The sequence below is a fragment of the Clostridium sp. Marseille-P299 genome (assembly GCF_900078195.1).
Lineage (GTDB): Bacteria > Bacillota > Clostridia > Lachnospirales > Lachnospiraceae > Lachnoclostridium.
Window position 1 is genome coordinate 899192 of record NZ_FJVE01000006.1, and the last position, 18146, is coordinate 917337.

At 32.1% G+C, this 18146-nt stretch carries 17 protein-coding genes; all 17 read right to left on the reverse strand.

Going from position 1 to position 18146, the window contains the following annotated elements; genetic code table 11:
• Positions 1–7: 7 nt before the first annotated feature.
• Positions 8–907: a tocopherol cyclase family protein gene (locus tag BN4220_RS07920; RefSeq protein ID WP_066715339.1), complete on the reverse strand. Its 900-nt coding sequence runs from the start codon at positions 905–907 to the stop codon at positions 8–10.
• A gap of 63 nt (positions 908–970) precedes the next feature.
• Complete coding sequence (gene splB, locus BN4220_RS07925; RefSeq protein WP_066715340.1) at positions 971–1993, reverse strand: spore photoproduct lyase; 1023 nt, start codon at positions 1991–1993, stop codon at positions 971–973.
• Positions 1994–2054: 61 nt separating this feature from the next.
• Complete coding sequence (locus BN4220_RS07930; protein ID WP_066715341.1) at positions 2055–2834, reverse strand: nucleotidyltransferase domain-containing protein; 780 nt, start codon at positions 2832–2834, stop codon at positions 2055–2057.
• A gap of 274 nt (positions 2835–3108) precedes the next feature.
• The gene (locus BN4220_RS07935) at positions 3109–3852 is read right to left on the reverse strand and encodes an amino acid ABC transporter ATP-binding protein (RefSeq protein WP_066715342.1); all 744 of its coding nucleotides are present in this window, start codon (positions 3850–3852) and stop codon (positions 3109–3111) included.
• On the reverse strand, positions 3842–4555 hold the full coding sequence (locus tag BN4220_RS07940; protein ID WP_066715343.1) for an amino acid ABC transporter permease: 714 nt from the start codon (positions 4553–4555) through the stop codon (positions 3842–3844). Before BN4220_RS07940 ends, BN4220_RS07935 begins: the two co-directional genes overlap by 11 nt.
• A 25-nt stretch (positions 4556–4580) precedes the next feature.
• A complete protein-coding gene (locus tag BN4220_RS07945) occupies positions 4581–5351 on the reverse strand; it encodes a basic amino acid ABC transporter substrate-binding protein (RefSeq protein WP_066715344.1) in 771 nt (256 codons plus the stop codon).
• A 179-nt stretch (positions 5352–5530) separates the two neighbouring features.
• The gene (locus tag BN4220_RS07950; protein ID WP_066715345.1) at positions 5531–6709 is read right to left on the reverse strand and encodes a hypothetical protein; all 1179 of its coding nucleotides are present in this window, start codon (positions 6707–6709) and stop codon (positions 5531–5533) included.
• A 22-nt stretch (positions 6710–6731) separates the two neighbouring features.
• On the reverse strand, positions 6732–7571 hold the full coding sequence (locus tag BN4220_RS07955) for a hypothetical protein (protein WP_066715346.1): 840 nt from the start codon (positions 7569–7571) through the stop codon (positions 6732–6734).
• 25 nt (positions 7572–7596) lie between these two features.
• The gene (locus BN4220_RS07960; RefSeq protein WP_066715347.1) at positions 7597–8859 is read right to left on the reverse strand and encodes a DUF5716 family protein; all 1263 of its coding nucleotides are present in this window, start codon (positions 8857–8859) and stop codon (positions 7597–7599) included.
• Positions 8860–8902: 43 nt separating this feature from the next.
• The gene (locus BN4220_RS07965; protein ID WP_148401708.1) at positions 8903–12460 is read right to left on the reverse strand and encodes a DUF5717 family protein; all 3558 of its coding nucleotides are present in this window, start codon (positions 12458–12460) and stop codon (positions 8903–8905) included.
• Positions 12461–12738: 278 nt separating this feature from the next.
• On the reverse strand, positions 12739–13554 hold the full coding sequence (locus tag BN4220_RS07970) for a hypothetical protein (protein WP_066715349.1): 816 nt from the start codon (positions 13552–13554) through the stop codon (positions 12739–12741).
• Positions 13555–14068: 514 nt separating this feature from the next.
• Positions 14069–14971, reverse strand: a complete 903-nt coding sequence (locus BN4220_RS07975) for a DUF4097 family beta strand repeat-containing protein (RefSeq protein ID WP_066715350.1) — start codon at positions 14969–14971, stop codon at positions 14069–14071.
• The gene (locus BN4220_RS07980; RefSeq protein ID WP_066715351.1) at positions 14968–15642 is read right to left on the reverse strand and encodes a LiaF transmembrane domain-containing protein; all 675 of its coding nucleotides are present in this window, start codon (positions 15640–15642) and stop codon (positions 14968–14970) included. The genes BN4220_RS07975 and BN4220_RS07980 overlap by 4 nt, the downstream gene beginning before the upstream one ends.
• A gap of 380 nt (positions 15643–16022) precedes the next feature.
• Positions 16023–16379 carry a 50S ribosomal protein L20 gene (gene rplT / locus BN4220_RS07985; RefSeq protein WP_066715352.1) on the reverse strand — a complete coding sequence of 119 codons (357 nt, stop codon included), beginning with the start codon at positions 16377–16379 and terminating at the stop codon, positions 16023–16025.
• 27 nt (positions 16380–16406) lie between these two features.
• Entirely contained in the window at positions 16407–16604 is a 198-nt protein-coding gene (gene rpmI, locus BN4220_RS07990; protein ID WP_066715353.1) for a 50S ribosomal protein L35, read from the reverse strand.
• A gap of 156 nt (positions 16605–16760) precedes the next feature.
• Positions 16761–17255 carry a translation initiation factor IF-3 gene (gene infC / locus BN4220_RS07995; RefSeq protein ID WP_066715354.1) on the reverse strand — a complete coding sequence of 165 codons (495 nt, stop codon included), beginning with the start codon at positions 17253–17255 and terminating at the stop codon, positions 16761–16763.
• A gap of 304 nt (positions 17256–17559) precedes the next feature.
• Positions 17560–18138 (reverse strand): GNAT family N-acetyltransferase, encoded by a 579-nt coding sequence (locus BN4220_RS08000; RefSeq protein ID WP_066715355.1) that lies wholly within the window; start codon positions 18136–18138, stop codon positions 17560–17562.
• Between the last annotated feature and the right edge of the window lie 8 nt (positions 18139–18146).

An 18146-nucleotide genomic window follows, 5' to 3' on the forward strand; every position in this document is an offset into this window, starting at 1 on the left:
ACAAAGATTAATTACTATTTTTTATTCCCACATATTCAACGCTTGCATGACTACTCCTTAAATCAAACACCTTTTTCCCTGCATGATAGAATCTAAATCTTATATAACAAGAGACATCTTCATAAATCGAACGATTCATCGTCCCATTTTGCGGTGCTTTTAATTCGCGTGGTTGCCTATCATACGTTTGTATATATAAGGTATCTTGACCTTGTGTAATGCATACCTTGTTTTTACGAAGTAATACTACTTTTGCACCAAGATAAGTTGCAAATCGATATTCCTTCCCCTGATAATATATGATTGCAAAACATCCTCTTATTTTAAAGCATAAAATATTCATATCAGCTATTGCTGTAACAACGGAACACTCTTCTCCTTTAAAATCATTACACTGTGCCCAAAAATACGTGCTTGGAAATGAACTTCCATAATCTGTTTCTATATATCCTTTTCCACCATCTAGACAAAATTGCTTTCCATTCATGCTTAATTTACCATTGATATTATGTGACATGCTAAATACATCATGGCTACATTTCATAAATGGTATAAAACGTAGTGGACCCATGATGCAGTATGAAATTGGAGTGAGTGGACCATATTTAATTTTACCTTTAATTTCTAGATCAGGACATTTTATATCTAATTTTACACCTTTTTCGGTAAATAAATTATTTCCTATTTTAATCCATAATCGTTTTGGATGTGATTGAAAACAATCGTATGGATACGTAACATAATGGGTCTGATTGTTCGTAATAACTTGTATAAACGCGGATGCATTTCCAGCTCCATCTATTTGTACTCCTGGAATAAAACAAATCACTTTTTTCTTTCTCTGATGTTTAAAATACCATCCTTCAAAATAGGATATTGTCTTTCCATCACCATGAAAACATTTCATTGCAGCAAGCCTCCATTTAGTCAATTTTTCTTATTTTTGCCCATTGCTGCAATAATCATCCTTCTATATGATATACTTAATTTCACTTTCTGGAAAATATCGAATTAATTCAGATATAAAAAATGTTTTCATATCCTCTAAATCTTCTTTTGGATATAAATACTTTCCGTAACCAAATTGCCCGTATTTAAATTGGCGTTCCTCTTCTTTCATTGGTAATTGATTTTCTGGAAATATTTCATTAATCCGTCCTTTTGCTCGTAATGTATAGCGATGGGATATCACTTCAAAACTCACTCGTTTTAAAACATCTTCTGGAAGCTCCTCATGCAGTTCTAACAATAAGTTCTGATACTCTTCTACCCATCCATCATATAAAAAGACTGGAGCTATAATAAATCCAAGGGAATATCCTGCTTTTGCAACTGCAGTTGCAGCCTTGATACGATGCCTAGCCGTCGGTGTATGGTGCTCATACTTCTGAATAATTGTATCGGTATTGAGGCTAAATCGGATTTCTGTATGTCCATTATGGGGTAGCGATAGTAAGGATTCTACATCCGTATATTTACTTACGAACCGAAACCTAGCATGTTCCACTTGCCCAAAATATCGAATACAGGATTCTAATGCATGCGTATATGGCTCAACTGGAAGTGGATCAGATGTAGCTGCCCCTTCAAAAATTGTAGTATCGGGAAGCCTTTCCTTTATATATTCCCCCGCCTTTTCTAAGATTTCATCGATATTTACATGAACTCTAACATAGGGTTTATCTCCAAGTTGTGTATTTAAATAACAATACTCACATTGTCCCATACATCCACTAACAATGGGCAATTGATAGTGTGCAGAGGGTTTACAACTTTGAAATTTTAAACTTTTCTTGACCCCAACGACTAACGTCTGCTTGCCACTTTGATACTTTTCATGCAATTCTTTTCCTGGAATGTGAGAGCTTACTCGATTCGAACTCACCTCAAAAATTTCGATATCTTCTTCTTTTAAAAACCGTTCATATAACTCTTTACCAAGAGCAAATTCTTTCGCTCCTTGCTCAAATATAACACGCTTTGGTCGAAACATTATGCAATCCCTTTCTTACTCCTTTTCTCATAGTGTAAATCAAGATTGTACAATCATACATTTACTTTCTGGTAAATAGTGTATTTCCTATTTGAGCTTTAATCCATTTTAAAAATTCAAAATTAAATCCATCCATATCCTCTTCCGATAGTTGTTGTACTACATAATCTAGTATTTGAATGATTAATTGAATTGCTCTTTGATACCCTTGCTGATTTAAGCTCTCTGAAGCTTCCTCTAACCACATATATTGTTCTTCTGGGATTACTTCATTTATTTTTTTAAGTCGAAGATAAGCATATTCCTTATCAAAGATGTAACGAAGTAATAACGCACAATCTGAAATAGAATATCTTAACATGCTTGATGTCCATGGATAGTTCTTACGTGAAAATGCAGTATCTGCTTCAACAAATGTATAAAGAATATTATGGAAACTGCTGGCTAAATCTTCTTTCGTAATTGAAATAACACCAACCTTATAATTTTCTAATAACTGCTTTGGATCATATACAATTTTTATTTTATCCTTTTGCGGAAGTGTTTCCATTGTTACTGTATATAAATCAAAATGCAAACCATCTTCAAATATCGCAACAACCTGATTCGCTACAAAGTTTTGGTATTCATAAAATATAATTGGCTGATATGTACTTAAATACTCGATTCTTTTATCTAAAAACTCTTGCATTCTATTTTCTGCAACAATTACATACATATCAACATCAGAATACGCATCATCATCTCCACGTCCTATGGAGCCCTTAACTATGATAGCTTCACATATATTATCTTCTATAATTCGCTTGCTTACTTTTTCAATTGCATCATAAGTTCTCAATTCTATTCCTCCTCTACCTTAAACTTCCTTTTGAATATTTTATTTATTATATATTTTTTCCTCCTGCCTTACAAGTATTATTAAGCAAACCTTTAAATAACTAATAAATAAGCAAAGAATTCTAGTAACATATTCTCCTGCTGGTACGTTTATGCCTTTATTTCTATCAAAAAAAAGTATCGTATCTAGTTACCTAGTTACGATACTCTTTACTTAAATTAATATTCTTATATTAATTATAACTTATGATTAGGATCATTACTCTATATTAGAATTATAATACTTTACTTAAAAAGTTTTTCAAACGATCACTCTTTGGATTTTCAAAAAGTTCCTTTGGATTATTTTCTTCTACAATAACACCTTGATCCATGAAAATAACTCTTGTTGCTACTTCCTTTGCAAAGTTCATTTCATGGGTTACAACTACCATCGTCATTTTATCGTTGGCAAGTTCACGCATAACACTAAGAACTTCACCAACCATTTCAGGGTCAAGGGCAGAAGTAGGTTCGTCAAACAGCATAACATCTGGCTTCATGCATAATGCACGGACAATTGCAATACGTTGCTTTTGACCACCAGATAACTGATCTGGATAAGCATCTGCACGATCTTCAAGGCCTACTCTTTTAAGTAATCGCATGGCTTCCGCTTCTGCAGCCTCTTTGCTGACACCTTGAAGTTTCATAGGTGCTAAGGTTAAGTTCTTCATGATTGTCATATGAGGGAATAAGTTAAATAACTGGAATACCATACCCATCTTTTGACGATGCTTATCAATATTTACTTTCTTATCTGTAATATCAACACCTTCAAAAAATATCTGACCGCCCGTTGGTTCTTCCAAACGATTTAAGCATCGAAGTAGCGTACTTTTACCAGAACCAGATGGTCCAATGATAAAAACTACCTCACCTTCATAGATATCAAGAGATATATCTTTTAGTGCTTCTGTTCTTTTAAATTTTTTGTTAATATTTTTAACTTCAATTAGAGGCTTATTATTAGTGCTCATTCTTTTGCAGCCTCCTCTCTAAACGTTCCACAAAGAATTGAAAAACACATACCATTAATAAATATATAATTGCTACTGCCATCAATGGCATAAAAGGACTATAGGTTCTACTTCTAATAATGTCGCCACCTTTTGTAAGATCTTGTAGGGCGATATAACCAGAAACAGATGTTTCCTTTAACAGTACGATAAATTCATTACCAAGTGCAGGCAATACATTTTTAAATGCCTGTGGCATAATAATATATCTCATTGTTTGTAAATAATTAAATCCCAAACTTCTACCTGCTTCAAATTGGCCGTTACCAATGGACATAATTCCACTTCTTACAATTTCCGCAACATATGCGCCCGAATTAATACCAAACGCTATGATTGCGACAAATACTTTATCAATATCTACCGCTTGAAAGATAACAAAGTAAATTATCATAAGCTGTATTACAACTGGTGTTCCTCTAATTACGGTTAAATACACCTTACATAAAAAGTTTGCAAACTTCAGTTTATGAGTTTTTTCATACGTAGATCGTATAATCGCAACTAAAAATCCAAGAACAATACCAAGTAACACCGCAAAAAACGTGATCTTTAATGTTGTTGCAACACCATCCGTTATATATCTCCAACGATCTTCCTTAATAAAGTTTAAATAAAATGCATCTTTAAACGATTGTATTCCATTTTGAAAATATTCAATCATATTCTTTCCCTTACTATACTACACATTAATCAGCTACAATATATTTATCAATAATTTCTTGTAATTTCCCTGAGTCTTTTAATTTTGCTAATGAATCATTGATTTGTTTTAAAAATTCTTCATTGCCTTTTTTAACTGCAATGGCATAATCTTCATCTGTAAACTTTTCATCTAAAATCTTGATGCCTTCATTTTCTTTTACGAATACTTTTGCTGGTTCACTATCGATAATAACTGCATCAATTTTATTTGTCTTTAAAGCTTGAACTGCATCTGCTCCTTTATTGTAACGTTCTACCGTTGCACCTTCAATATCATCTGCATAAATATCACCAGTAGTTCCAAGTTGAACACCAATTGTTTTTCCGTTAAGTTCTTCTGGTTTTGTTATTGTACTATCTTCATTTACAATAATAACTTGTGTAGCTTTTGCATAAGTATCTGTAAAATCTACATTTACTAATCGATCTTCATCTACTGTAATTCCTGCTGCCCCAATGTCTGCTTTTCCAGTTTGTACTGCTGCTATAATAGAATCAAAAGCCATATCTTCCACTTTTAATTCCATTCCTAAATCTTCAGCAATTGCTTTTGCAATCTCAACATCAATACCAACGATTTCATTACCTTCATAATATTCATATGGAGGGAATTCTGCATTCGTTGCCATAATAAGCGTTTTAACTTCCTCACCATCACTACCAACATTACTATTATTATCCGCTTTTGTTCCGCACGCAGATAATGTCACTGCCATTGCTAATACTGCTGCAACAAATAAATTCTTCTTTTTCATAAAAATTCCTCCTCTTATCACTTTCACCTATTTTAACTTATCACTTTTTATTCACCCATCTTCTAAGTGATATCTACTATAATAATAAGATTATAACTTAAAATTAAAATAAATCAAGTATAAATATTCAAAAATAGTGTATAATAAAAAGTTCTATTAAAGGATAAGATTCAATATTTTTAACAAACAATGTGGTACATATGCATTAAATCATCAATTGCTGCTTGATATTCGTGATAATTTTTCTTTAAAGATAACAATGAATTTTTACAAATGTCTAACTGTTTATTATTAAACTCAATTTGCTCTCTAAGTTTTTGTCTACGATTATTTAAACGGTGTCTTACCTCTACCATTTCTTTTTTATCTACCAATGCCTCTGGTTGATATAACCAAACATTTGAATCTGCGATTCCTTTGTTTTGTAGTTCCCATAGTAAGGCTTCATTGTAACTTCCTAAGAGGTCTGTATTTTTCTTATACATCTCTATTTCATCTTTCGCACGTACAAATTCTGTCCATAAAAATTGTAGTTCTTGATAGCTATGAACACGATATTTTTCATAAGAATACTCTAATACATTGGTACTGTTTACATATTTAATTTTAACCTTGTTGGTGAGGGCTACCACTTTATTTAATTTCTTTTCTGCCATACGTAAACGATAAACGCTTCGTCTAGACTCTACAACGATATAAAATATCGCAAATACTGCCATAATTCCAGTAATAAAAAAAGGTACTGTCATATCTTTTTCTAAAGAATCTCCTAGAAGTATTAATATAGCAAAAGCTACAAACGACAACACACTAATCACTACAGAAAGACGTTTAATAAAATTAATTTTTTCAATGGCAGATTCCTTTTGGTAATTGCAAATTCCTTTTTCTCCTTCAAGCTGTCTCAAATCATTTTTTATTATGTTTTGATGCTTTTCTTTCGCTTTCATTTGCTCTAGTTCTCTTGGTAATTCCTGCTCAAATTGTTCTAGATAATGATATTGTTCTTCCGTTATCCCATGTTTATTATTTTTATATTTTAATCTTTCTTTCGATAAATTAATAATCTTTCTTGCCGCGTCATTAATCCCTTCTCTTTCTTCCAATGGAATCATCTCGATTCGCTGTATATCTGAAAGATGAGAAGTAACAACATCATATTCATTTTTTGATTCAATAATCTGCTGATTTATTTCAAGAACTTGCTTACACGCATCTTCCGCTTGCCCTAAGATATCCTTACTACTTAATTCCTCGTCCTTAATTCCGTATTGTTTTAATGCTTCTTCCACCGTAATTTGCTCGAACTCAGTGTTTTCTATACTATTTTTCTTCTTAAGAAATGATAAGAATCCCATCTGTACCTACCTTTGCCCTTTATTATATACTCCTTAAGCGATAACTCTGCTTTAATCCCTCTAAAATGTGATCTGCTAATTGATGATATTCATCCATTCGATTCTCTTCTTTTAACTCCCTTAGCATTCTGACTTCTTGATATGACTCTGAAAATTCTTCTGTTTCAAGTACATGATATAATTCTTTTTCCATTTCATCGTATAAAACTTTATTATTTTCAAGTAAATGCTTCAGTTCACGTTCAAACTTCTCTTCTTGCTTTCCAAGCTTTAATGCATATATATATTGCTTTAGAGATTCTGGTCTTTCATTTCTTTCATAGGCTTCTAAAAATCGATTGGCTGCAATATTAAAAGCTCCCACCCTAGTTTCAATCACAGCAATGTTATGTAATATATCCCCGTATTCACAAGGTGTTAATTCTTGAATCTCTTTTGAGTTAAGTATTTTTTGATATTCTCTTAACGCCTGTGTAAAATGTCCATTCTTAAAGCAATAATCCCCATGTCTCTTTTTTCTTTGAACAATACTAAGGGATAAAAACACATCGATTTGAGCTAAAAACTGCTTTATTTCTTCCTCGGTATAATAGTCTGCACTACAAAATATGCTAACTACGATATCTTTAATCCCTGCTTTATTCTCCATTAATTTTTGAAGAAATAACGCACGTTCCTCTAATCCTAGTTCGTCCTTCATAAATAAGATTAGTTCTTCGTTCAGCAAATCATCGGTTATGGTGTCAATATTATGATAAATATAATAGCATAGCTCCTCAATGGAATAGATTAAAACGCCACTGGGTTTCATTTCAAAAGGATTTTTAGCTATTTTACCACTACACATTATCAATTTTCCCATAAACTACTCCTCATCTATCGCCTCATCATAATTTTAATATCTGTTCCCAAATTCGGTAGCCATTTTTATAAAAAGCACCAAATCCTGTATCTTTCACTGTAATTACAGCTGTCTCCCTATTAAGAAAATGTAAACGTATTTGCAAACGAATGGTTTTATTTTCACGTACATACATGTTTTCTAATTTCATTATTTCATCCATGGATTCTTTATTCAGTAAATTACTTACCTTAAATTTAAGTTCATCCGTATCATCTAAGATTACGTGAATTGTCGTATCAATCTCCCACCAAGATGTTGCCGCTTTTGCTAGAACATAATCTACTTCCTTTGCATCTTGGTATACCGATAATGCAATGTTTGAGGTTATCATGTCTTCATTTAAAAAAACATAACCATCAAATAGGCCATTATTTTGGGCAAGAGCTGCATAACAAGCCCCTTTAGTATATATATTTTGTCCTTGAAATACTCTCCTACCCGCGCAAAGATTACGAAGCGCACTATCCGCCCAGCCTCCCTCAAAGCCTTTTCCAGTAACATATAAAGTTGATACTATCTTTTTATATAATACTCGCTTTGCAAGATCCTCAAACCGATAAGAAAGGCGCATCGGCTCTTCCTCACTCCTTAATGAATATGGAAACTCTTCTGAAATATCATATTCTCTTGCAACAATTGCCGCTGGAGTCATACGTCTTCCAATGGTTAATTGATAATAGGAAAGCCCCTCTTCATCATAATGAAATAAGCCCACATCATTTGTCCAAAGTTCAGGCCTTTGACTTACTGCATAGTACATAAAACTGCCAACATGACTTAAAATTAACACTCGATCTTCTTCAATCCCTAATCGATTCAATACTTCCATCAATCCAGTTCTTAATTTCACTGTCATTTTTTTCATTGTAATCGCTAATTTTAAAATACTATTATTACGATTTGCTTGCCTTAGCGCACCTAGTAACTTTTTAAAATATCGTTCAAGTAAATCAAGTGCTGTAAAGGTCACTCCGTAAATCGTAACTTTCTCATCATTGATTAGCTTCGTAAATAATCCAGTTACAAGTTCACCTTGCATAAGTTCCTTGCAACGGATTGCCTCATGTCCAAAGAGCCACTCCTTCGTACTTTCTTTTACACAAAGGCAGGTAGGAATCAAAAAATCCTCTTTATCAGAAGAAAAACTCACAGCTTCTGGCACTTTTAATTTATATTGATAATTACTTACTTGAGTATATTCATCGTTAATATCAATTCCAATTAAAAGAGTTCGTAAGTCATTCATGAATATTCCTCCTCTCGTCTTATGCCTTTTATAACTCTATTAATTATACTGGTTTAAATAATGCATCTATTGCATGCTCCATACGAATATACTGATCTAATTCCATGTCAAATGTTTCTCCATCCATAGTTTCTTTCGTATGAATAATACTATTTAAACGTCCAAAATTTGTTTCTTGTATTTCGTCTTTCATCACTTCTATATTAACACTTTTACTTTCCGTGATACTGGATCCACTGGCGCTTTCCTCAGAAATATAATATTGTAATATCTCATTTTCAAATAGTACGAATTCTTTTATAAAAATACCATAGCATACATTTACCATCTCTTCTGAAATGAAGTTCTGCTTATCCTCATTGCCATCAATTAAATAGTGAATGAAAACCTTATTATTAGGATCCGTTCGATACTCAACAAAATACTTATCATGTATACGTAGAGAGAACCTTTTCATAATCTTAAGATCTTTAAAAAATGGTAGAATCATATTATTTTGCTCAAAGGTACTCATATGATAATCAACAAAATTTTGCTCACTATCCGTTAACAAGTCTTTCCCTGCATAAAACTTTAATAAAGCTAGTAGACATATATCATTTCTTTCATACCCATTTTCTCGTTTCATTACATCAAAAAGTTCTTGTTCTAGTAACCTATCCTTAACCAGATATTTATACGCATAGTAAGAAAGAAACGAACGAATTAACACGTGATTAAATCCATTCCTATAATAGCTCATAAATACTGGAACTGCATCTGCAATATAGCATTCTGCAAACAGAATTTGACCAAGTAGACGTTCTTCTATTTCTATGGTATCAACATCAAAATTCTTCGCTGCTCTCCACAAATCATGCATATCTTTTGTTGGTCCGCTATAAAAATGAAGGAGATATTTTATTATTGACTCATCATACGTTCCGCTGGTAAATACGAAATAACAAATGTCTACGATAATATTCACTAGTTGTATTTCAATGGATTCTTTATGAATCCATTGAGAACAAAACTTCATGAGTAAGTTTATATCGATATCCTGATATCCAAATTCACTCAATGCTTCTATTACCACTTCATACATTTCACTCAAAATCATCATTTCTATGACTTTTTTGCGCGTTTCTTTATCAAGTGTCTCTAATTTGATATGTTGTAAATCGAAGACTTCGCTATCTGCATTAAAATTATCGTGATAATAATAGATCAATGATTTTGTATATTCCCGTTTCAATTCATCTGAAAAAATATCACTCTCAATAAGCTTATGTTTCAGAGAAATTGTAGTCTCATCTAGTCTTTGATAATCACTTTGATTTTGAGCAAGAAACAATAATAACTTAGGATTTTCTTGATTCCACTCATAACACTTTAACATAACATCATTTAAGTATAATAATTTATATATCGTATAATCAATTGTTGAGTGATACCTCTCATTATTTTCATCTAGCAAAAAGATCTTTGCATTATCAGTAAAAATCTCAACGAAAGCTTTTCCTTCTATAAATGGTACAACCGTCTCTTCTTTTAATTCTTTATGTACAACCGCTACACTTCTTATATTCGGATTAAAACACTCCACCTGATAGTAAAAAGCTACATCAGGAAGATTTTTTGCAATCATTTCATCAATTTCTATCCTATGAAATACATCATCATAGATTACTGCAAGATGTTTGTTTATACTTTTGTTTGCAAGTTTTTGTAATGCGTACTCATAAATAGCTCTCTCATAATTTTGATATGTCGTTCGATCATTTTCCTTATTTTTAATTATATTTGCATATAAATATGCTTTCTTTTTATCTGGTAACTTATTATTATAATTAAAATACGTTAATATGAAATGATTAAATGGTTCATAATTTTCATCACTTAGTGAATACATATAGTACTCAGGCAATTCTGTAATTCTTAATTGTTCCAAAATCCCTTTATAATACCATTCGTTTACATTTACATCTTTAATATGATTTCGTATTAGCAATGTACATATCGCAATTAATGTCTCTTTTAATTTATAACATTCATATACCTTACGTAGTATATAAAACAACAATTGATTACTTTCCTTCGCTTTTGATGCTAAGTAAGTAATTTGTCTAGCTAAATCAATAGAAAAGTACTGATTTCGTAAAGCAAATGCTAAAACTCTAAGTTCAAATGAGTCCAAACTTTTTACAAGTGAAGGTTCTTCCACCATTAGATAAATTGCCTCATAATAAAGTACCGGGCTCATACAACCACTCATACATTGGTCTTTGATATCCTCATACTTTTTTAAAAGATTAAACTCATAACTCTTATCTATATATAGCAAACACCATAATAAAAGAAACGATTTTTCTTCTCTTTCATAAATTCTTCTAATTGCCTTCGTAGCATTAACAATATCCTCATTATTTTTATATACTAAAGTTCGTAAATACGTAGATACTCCTGATATCACTGGATACTGGCTATCCTCAATGGTAATACTTTCCTCTACCTCATTTAAAAGCTTTAGTGCTTCACACTCATCACCAGAAATCAACTCCACATGAGCCTGATATAACTTAAAATACGCATTATAAAGCTCCTGATTTCTTACTTCCTCTAGTAATTTTTTTGCACTTCGTTCATATTCTTCTGCAGAAATTTGATTGAATCGAAACCTTATATAATTACGCACAAATAATACGCAGTATTGTTTATTCTTGCGCTCTTTGATACGTTCCTCTGCTCGTTCTCTTTTACGCACTACCTTTACACGAATTATAAACGTTTGATGAACAGTTTCAATATAGATATTCCCATGATGAACCCCATCTTTCATATCTTCCGCTTTTACAACAAAGTTCAGTTCATATCGATCACCGATAAAATTATCTGCCCAAATAATTTTACGTTCTATCTCAAGAAACGGAGCATCCGTTGAAATACGTAATTTTGCGTATCCCCATCCCTCTTTTGTAAGAACAACTTTATCCATAAAGCTATATAAACTTGCTTCATATTCATAATTTGTCTTTTCAACTTTGAATTTCACTGCTACTTTTTTATGTACAGACACTAAAAACTCATCCATTGCTTGGCTCATGCCACTACTTCTTCGCAATGCATTATAAACAAGAATATTTTTTTTATAGTAATAATTTAATAGTCTAGGCAATTCTTCTGACTTAAACAATTGCTTAGCTTCTGACCAATCACTTTTTGCCAAATTTGCAAATTGAATTAAATCTTTCATCTTACCAATGGAGCTTGATATGCTTGGCTCCTCTACCTGAATTTTTACAGGAAGCTTAATTTCACCACAATCCGTAATAATATCAATAAACGCATCTATTACTCGTCCCGCTTCCAATTCTTTTGCAATCACGCGAAATTCAATTAAATTATTTTCTCCATAAAAATGTTTTTTATCGATACATAAAAATCTGCTCGAAGAATAAAGTACCCCTTTTATCTTAGAATTAATACTATTATATATAGTAAAATTTCCATCCTGGGTACCACCAGATTCAACGGTTATAAAAAGTTCTTCTTCAGATAGAAGAATATTCGGTAATTCATATGTGAATTCACCTCTAGATAACTGTTCAATTTTTTCTTTCAAAATGTTCACCTCAAGCATAATAAGACTTAACTCTCACGTTTATAGCCCGTAATTTTAGCACTAATGTTCGACTAATTATACCACTTTTACCGTTTTTTATCAATAAAACTACATATTGAAAAAGTGTTTCCACGTAATCTTCCAATTGTCGGTTTCAAACCTTGATCGACATGGATTTTACATAGAAACACTTTCAAATATTTTGCATTCGATTTGTTAAAGCATCCAATGCTGTCCGTTATTTTTACACGCTTACACTCAATTCCATTTACGCTTCTTTATTCTTCAGATATAAGAATAAATTCTTGAGTCTCGTCATTTAATTTGTAGACATCCTTTCCGTCTAGGGATACATAATAAATACCAACAAGTTGCTGGCCATTATCCATCTTATCAAAGACATTAAGGCAATAAGTATTTTCTCCATTTACTGTTGTCGGCCACTCATCAACTTCAACGATGTAATCTTTTAGATCTTTACTTAGCCCAAGTACTTTCTTGGATAGCTTTGCTACACGTTCAATTGCTGCATCTTTACTTATTTCTTCACCTTCTGGTGTTGCAGTTTCTACCTTATCTAATGGGAACTTTGTAAATGCAGATATCACACCAGCATTATCATAGTAATAAAGAGTTCCATTCTCCTTTAAAACAATTATCTCAGGATTTATTTCTACACCGTCCTTAGAAATAACATAGGCATAATACTCTTTTCCTTCAATAGACAAGGGCTCCTTTTTAAGAACAACGGTATATTGATTATCTGCAATAGCATCTGTTACTAATTTAAGCGCCTCTGCTTCCGTTACTTTTGGAGCTTCTGTCACTGTTGCCTCGCCTGTGACCTCAGGCGTAGGTGAAACTGCAGGTTTAACTGTTACTTCAGGTGTTGGCGTTACAGTTACCCCAATTGTTGGTTCTGTTGTAACGCTTGGTGTAACTAAGTCTGTCCCATCAGTTTGTTTTACTTTATTGTTATGTAATACACTTGCAACTACAATCGCACCAACACAGACGATACCTATGATAGCTACTAATGTATAGGATTTTCTTGATGATTTTTTATTTCTTCTACTTCTTTTTTTATTCGCCATAGTCTTCCTCCTTAGATTATAAGAACACACCAATTTTGAAGGCCATATTCTTTACTATAATAAATATAACATGTTTTATGAAAATATCAATGAAATTTGTGTTACTAATTGTTACATATATCCTCCAAAGATGTTACAAGACCACAGTATATCCTAAATTTTGTTGAAACAAATCACATGTGCGTTCAGATAAAATGAAGTTTTTCAAATATTTCCTAATTTCTTTAGTAGAATATCCTTTTTCATGTACTTTTTACCATAAGTTGCTTTTTAACAAATATTTTATTGACATTTACTCAGAATAATGTAATAATGTAGTTGTAAAACTGCCAGTGTGAACTACACTGTGATGGTTTATATCCCCGGAGTAAAAATAGATAGGTGTTCCCCCATTATTTCCTTCACCTATCTATTATCTCCTCCCTTACTAAGCGTAGATTTCCCCGAATCTACGCTTTTTTTATTTTATAGGATTCAGTTGTCAAAAGCCCTGTCAACCTTATAGAAATGAATATTATTGAAAGTCAAGTGCAACTCTACCAGAGCCACCATCAATATAAATAGAATTATTTGCTGTAATATTATTTCTTTTAAAGTCATCCATCATTTTTTCTCCAGCTACCCAGATTCCACCCGAACCTGCATCACCCCTGAGATTAAAGTTATCAATGGTATCTTTTATTGCGAGTGTTATATTTCCACTTCCGCCATCAATTTTACTATCTCCATGTAGATAACCATTGATATTAATAGAACCAGTACCTGCATCCAAATCTAAATCATTTAACCATGCTTCTTGTATCGTAAGCGAACCTGAACCTGCATCAATAACTACCTCTGAAAGTTCAATATTCTCAAATAACATTTCACCAGAACCACCATCAATATAGGCATCATCAGCAACTATATTTGTACCTTTCATACCTCCAGAACCAAGGTCTAGGCGCAGCTCTTTTGAATGTAATCCATCGACATTTAAAAATCCACTTCCACCATCAATATTAATTTTATTTGCAATAAAATTCTCTGGTACTGTAACTATAACTTCTGCTTTTTGCATATTCCCATCAATAAATGAAAATAGATTAAAGAACCAATTTTTTTGATTTTCAAAACCAATTACTAATGTTCCATTTTGTGTTAATCTAGCTTGATAATTATCGGATACGTTTTTTGCCTCTACTAAAAAACGATCCCCTGTCTGAATTGTCACTGAGTAATTTGCGCATTCAACTTCTAAGCTAGTTACATTTGTAAACTCCTCTGAAAAGCTAACTACTTGTGTTTTACTATTTTTTATCTCTACGCCCGTAGAAATTCCTGCAATAATACCAAATATTCCAGTAAATATTCCTATTGTAAGGAAGATTGCAAATGCGATAGCAAAATACTTGATTACTTTTTGTACTGGATTCATTTTATATCTACACCTCCAAACATACAGGTTCCATTAATATAGATTGTAGGTCCCTCTTTCGCATTTTTATATCTTTTATTGCTTACCCCTCCAAAAATGGAAGTAGACGAACATTTAACTCTAACATGTTCTGGTACCCATATGTTTATACCTCCAAATATCGCAGTTGCATTTATAACGATATCATCATCAATTACAGCATTTCTTAAGTCAAAATCAAGCCCTCCAAAGATTGCATTAAGCTCACTACCATAAAATACTTCTGGAGGCAGCACAATTCGTCTTCCGCTAAACGTTACCGCATATTCAGTACTAGGTTTCTGATTATTCATAATGTTTTTAAACTTCGTAGAATAAAAAAGATTTTTTATTATCATATGAATACCTATTACAATTAATATGATTGGAATTATTAACTTACGTACCATTGACATATCAATAAGATCCCTACTAGAAAGTAGTAGAAAAACTCCTATTGTAAGCCATATGGTTGAGCCACTTCCAAATCCATACTTAACAATGCTAATAATGCTAGGTATAATGATTAAGAATGTCCACCAACCATCAAAGAAGAAGTTAAAATCCCATAAATTAAGAACATTTCCCGCAATTCCTAAACCAAGCGCAATCCAAAAGATTCCCCATAACATGTTTGATATTTTATATCTCATAACACCCTCCTGACTATATATCTATTTTTACATATTTTATTGATTTTATCATACGACAGGAGACTTTCATATTCAAGTTAGAATTATATTAGAATCGTCTCATTTGATTTTCATTTAAAGTAGAACATTTTCATCGTCATGCACGTACTAAATCGAGCATTTTTTAATTAAAACAAAGTATTTATACCTTAAGCTATATGGCACAGCTCTTATTCCTTAAATTATAAAGCACAGAACTTATGCATAAGTTATATGACAAAGCATTTATGAATTATTTTACAAATAAAAAAACTGCTATAAACTATCTATCTCAATTATTCCTTAAAATAAATGAAACTATAGTTTATAACAGTTCATATTTTTCATATTATATGTTAAAATTACGCAATCTTAGATTTAGCAACTTCAACTAAAGCTTTAAAGCCTTCTGCATCGTTAACAGCCATTTCTGCTAACATCTTTCTGTTTACAGTAACGTTAGCTTCTTTTAAGCCATACATGAATTTACTGTAGGAAAGACCATTCATTCTAGCTGCTGCATTAATTCTTGCAATCCATAATTGTCTGAATTGTCTTTTTCTTTCTTTACGTCCAGCGAAAGAGGAAGTTAACGCTCTCATTACGGACTGTTTTGCAACTCTATATTGTTTACTTCTAGCGCCTCTATAACCTTTTGCTAGCTTTAATACTTTATTGTGTTTTTTCTTAGCGTTTAAGCCACCTTTAATTCTTGCCATAGTCTATTTCCCTCCTTATACCTTATCTTATAGATATGGTAAAATCTTTTTCATGTTCTTTTCGTTACTTGCATCCATCATGGTTGCTTTTCTAAGATTTCTCTTAGTTTTTGTAGATTTCTTAGTTAAAATATGCTGTTTTCCAGCTTTCATTCTCTTTAATTTACCTGTACCAGTCATCTTAAAACGCTTAGCTGCTGCTTTGCTTGTTTTCATTTTTGGCATGATATTTCCTCCTTAATTATAGGCTTAGCACAATAACTTAAGCACTAACCACAATATTTATTACTGCTATGAAACATGCTATACAAGTCCCATTATTTAATACATTTTAACCAAATCACTCAATGAGTTATCCTATTAAAATGATATTAACGACTACTATTTTTTCTCTGTAAGAAACATGCTCATGCTTCTTCCTTCCATTTTTGCAGGTTTTTCAACAGAAGCCACATCTTCGAGTAAAGCATAAAAATCGTCTAAGATCTGCTTATTTTGTCCCATATGTGCCATTTCTCTGCCTCGAAATCTTAGAGATACCTTGACCTTATCCCCTTTGGTAATGAACTTTCTTGCTTGATTTGCCTTTGTATTCAAATCATTGTCATCGATGTTCGGTGTTAAACGGATTTCTTTAACGTCTGTAACCTTCTGCTTTTTCTTAGCTTCTTTTTCTTTTCTAGCTAATTCATATCGATATTTACCATAGTCAATAATTTTACAAACAGGTGGTTTAGCCGTTGGGGCAATCTTTACTAAATCAAGTTCCGCCTCCTGTGCTAACTTCAATGCATCTCTTGATGATACAATTCCAAGCTGTTCTCCGTCTTTACCAATCAGACGAACTTCTCTGTCTCTGATTTGCTCATTAATCATTAATTCGCTAATAGTTCTGCACCTCCATAGGATATTATAAAAAAAAAATAAGGTGAATAGCAAGCTATCCACCGTTCATTCAAACCATACAAAATAAGCATACACATATACCTTTATCGTATATGAGAAACTTTATTTATCTAAGTATTAAGGCCCGTTTGCCGAATCGCTTGGGGCGAGAGTGGATACTCTGCTTTAAAGTTGTCATTGTAGCTTATGATCACTTCATAGCTACAGCTCATTAATAGTAACATAAACCACAATGATTGTCAATACTTTTTTTGTATTTTTTCTTAATTAAATACTATTTTTCTTTTCTTAATTTTATATTTTTCTCGTATACATCCTTTGTATACATAACATGGTAAATTTGATCCAATGTTTCACCAATCTTGTCATCTTCAAGATCATTCATAAGAGGCATAAACATAATCACCATATCTACTCCAAAGAAAAAACAATAATTCGTAGTACTTCTTACTCCGTTGCGATGATAAAATTCAATACGGCGTTCACAAATAGCTTTTGCTTCCTCATCGGCAGCGCTCTCTCCGCTTTCTACTTCAAAAATAATACCATCATATCCCTTTAATTCTTTTTTTATTAGAGATAAAAATTTACTTCCATATCCAAAAGAACGATATTCATCAACTACTGCTAAGAAATCAAGTAATATGCTACTACTAGATGTATCTTTACCAAAGAATGCGTAAGACACTAGTGTTTCATCTTCATATAATCCATAACAAACATAAGCATTCTTATGAATTAAATCTTGTATCAATGATAAGGGCTTTTGCTCTTCTTTTGGAAAATCATTGACAAGGTACTTATTATAAACATCTTGAATTTCTTGTAAATTTAATTGCTTTATTGATAACATAATATTTC

Excerpts from the sequence above, each read along its gene's own strand:
- BN4220_RS07940 (WP_066715343.1), bottom strand. The coding sequence starts at position 4,555 with ATGATTGAATATTTTCAAAATGGAATACAATCGTTTAAAGATGCATTT.
- infC (WP_066715354.1), bottom strand. The coding sequence starts at position 17,255 with ATGATTAATGAGCAAATCAGAGACAGAGAAGTTCGTCTGATTGGTAAA.
- BN4220_RS07950 (WP_066715345.1), bottom strand. The coding sequence starts at position 6,709 with ATGGGATTCTTATCATTTCTTAAGAAGAAAAATAGTATAGAAAACACT.
- BN4220_RS07945 (WP_066715344.1), bottom strand. The coding sequence starts at position 5,351 with ATGAAAAAGAAGAATTTATTTGTTGCAGCAGTATTAGCAATGGCAGTG.
- rplT (WP_066715352.1), bottom strand. The coding sequence starts at position 16,379 with ATGGCAAGAATTAAAGGTGGCTTAAACGCTAAGAAAAAACACAATAAA.
- BN4220_RS07920 (WP_066715339.1), bottom strand. The coding sequence starts at position 907 with ATGAAATGTTTTCATGGTGATGGAAAGACAATATCCTATTTTGAAGGA.
- splB (WP_066715340.1), bottom strand. The coding sequence starts at position 1,993 with ATGTTTCGACCAAAGCGTGTTATATTTGAGCAAGGAGCGAAAGAATTT.
- BN4220_RS07935 (WP_066715342.1), bottom strand. The coding sequence starts at position 3,852 with ATGAGCACTAATAATAAGCCTCTAATTGAAGTTAAAAATATTAACAAA.
- BN4220_RS07975 (WP_066715350.1), bottom strand. The coding sequence starts at position 14,971 with ATGAATCCAGTACAAAAAGTAATCAAGTATTTTGCTATCGCATTTGCA.
- BN4220_RS07970 (WP_066715349.1), bottom strand. The coding sequence starts at position 13,554 with ATGGCGAATAAAAAAAGAAGTAGAAGAAATAAAAAATCATCAAGAAAA.
- BN4220_RS07960 (WP_066715347.1), bottom strand. The coding sequence starts at position 8,859 with ATGAATGACTTACGAACTCTTTTAATTGGAATTGATATTAACGATGAA.
- BN4220_RS07980 (WP_066715351.1), bottom strand. The coding sequence starts at position 15,642 with ATGAGATATAAAATATCAAACATGTTATGGGGAATCTTTTGGATTGCG.
- BN4220_RS07955 (WP_066715346.1), bottom strand. The coding sequence starts at position 7,571 with ATGGGAAAATTGATAATGTGTAGTGGTAAAATAGCTAAAAATCCTTTT.
- BN4220_RS08000 (WP_066715355.1), bottom strand. The coding sequence starts at position 18,138 with ATGTTATCAATAAAGCAATTAAATTTACAAGAAATTCAAGATGTTTAT.
- rpmI (WP_066715353.1), bottom strand. The coding sequence starts at position 16,604 with ATGCCAAAAATGAAAACAAGCAAAGCAGCAGCTAAGCGTTTTAAGATG.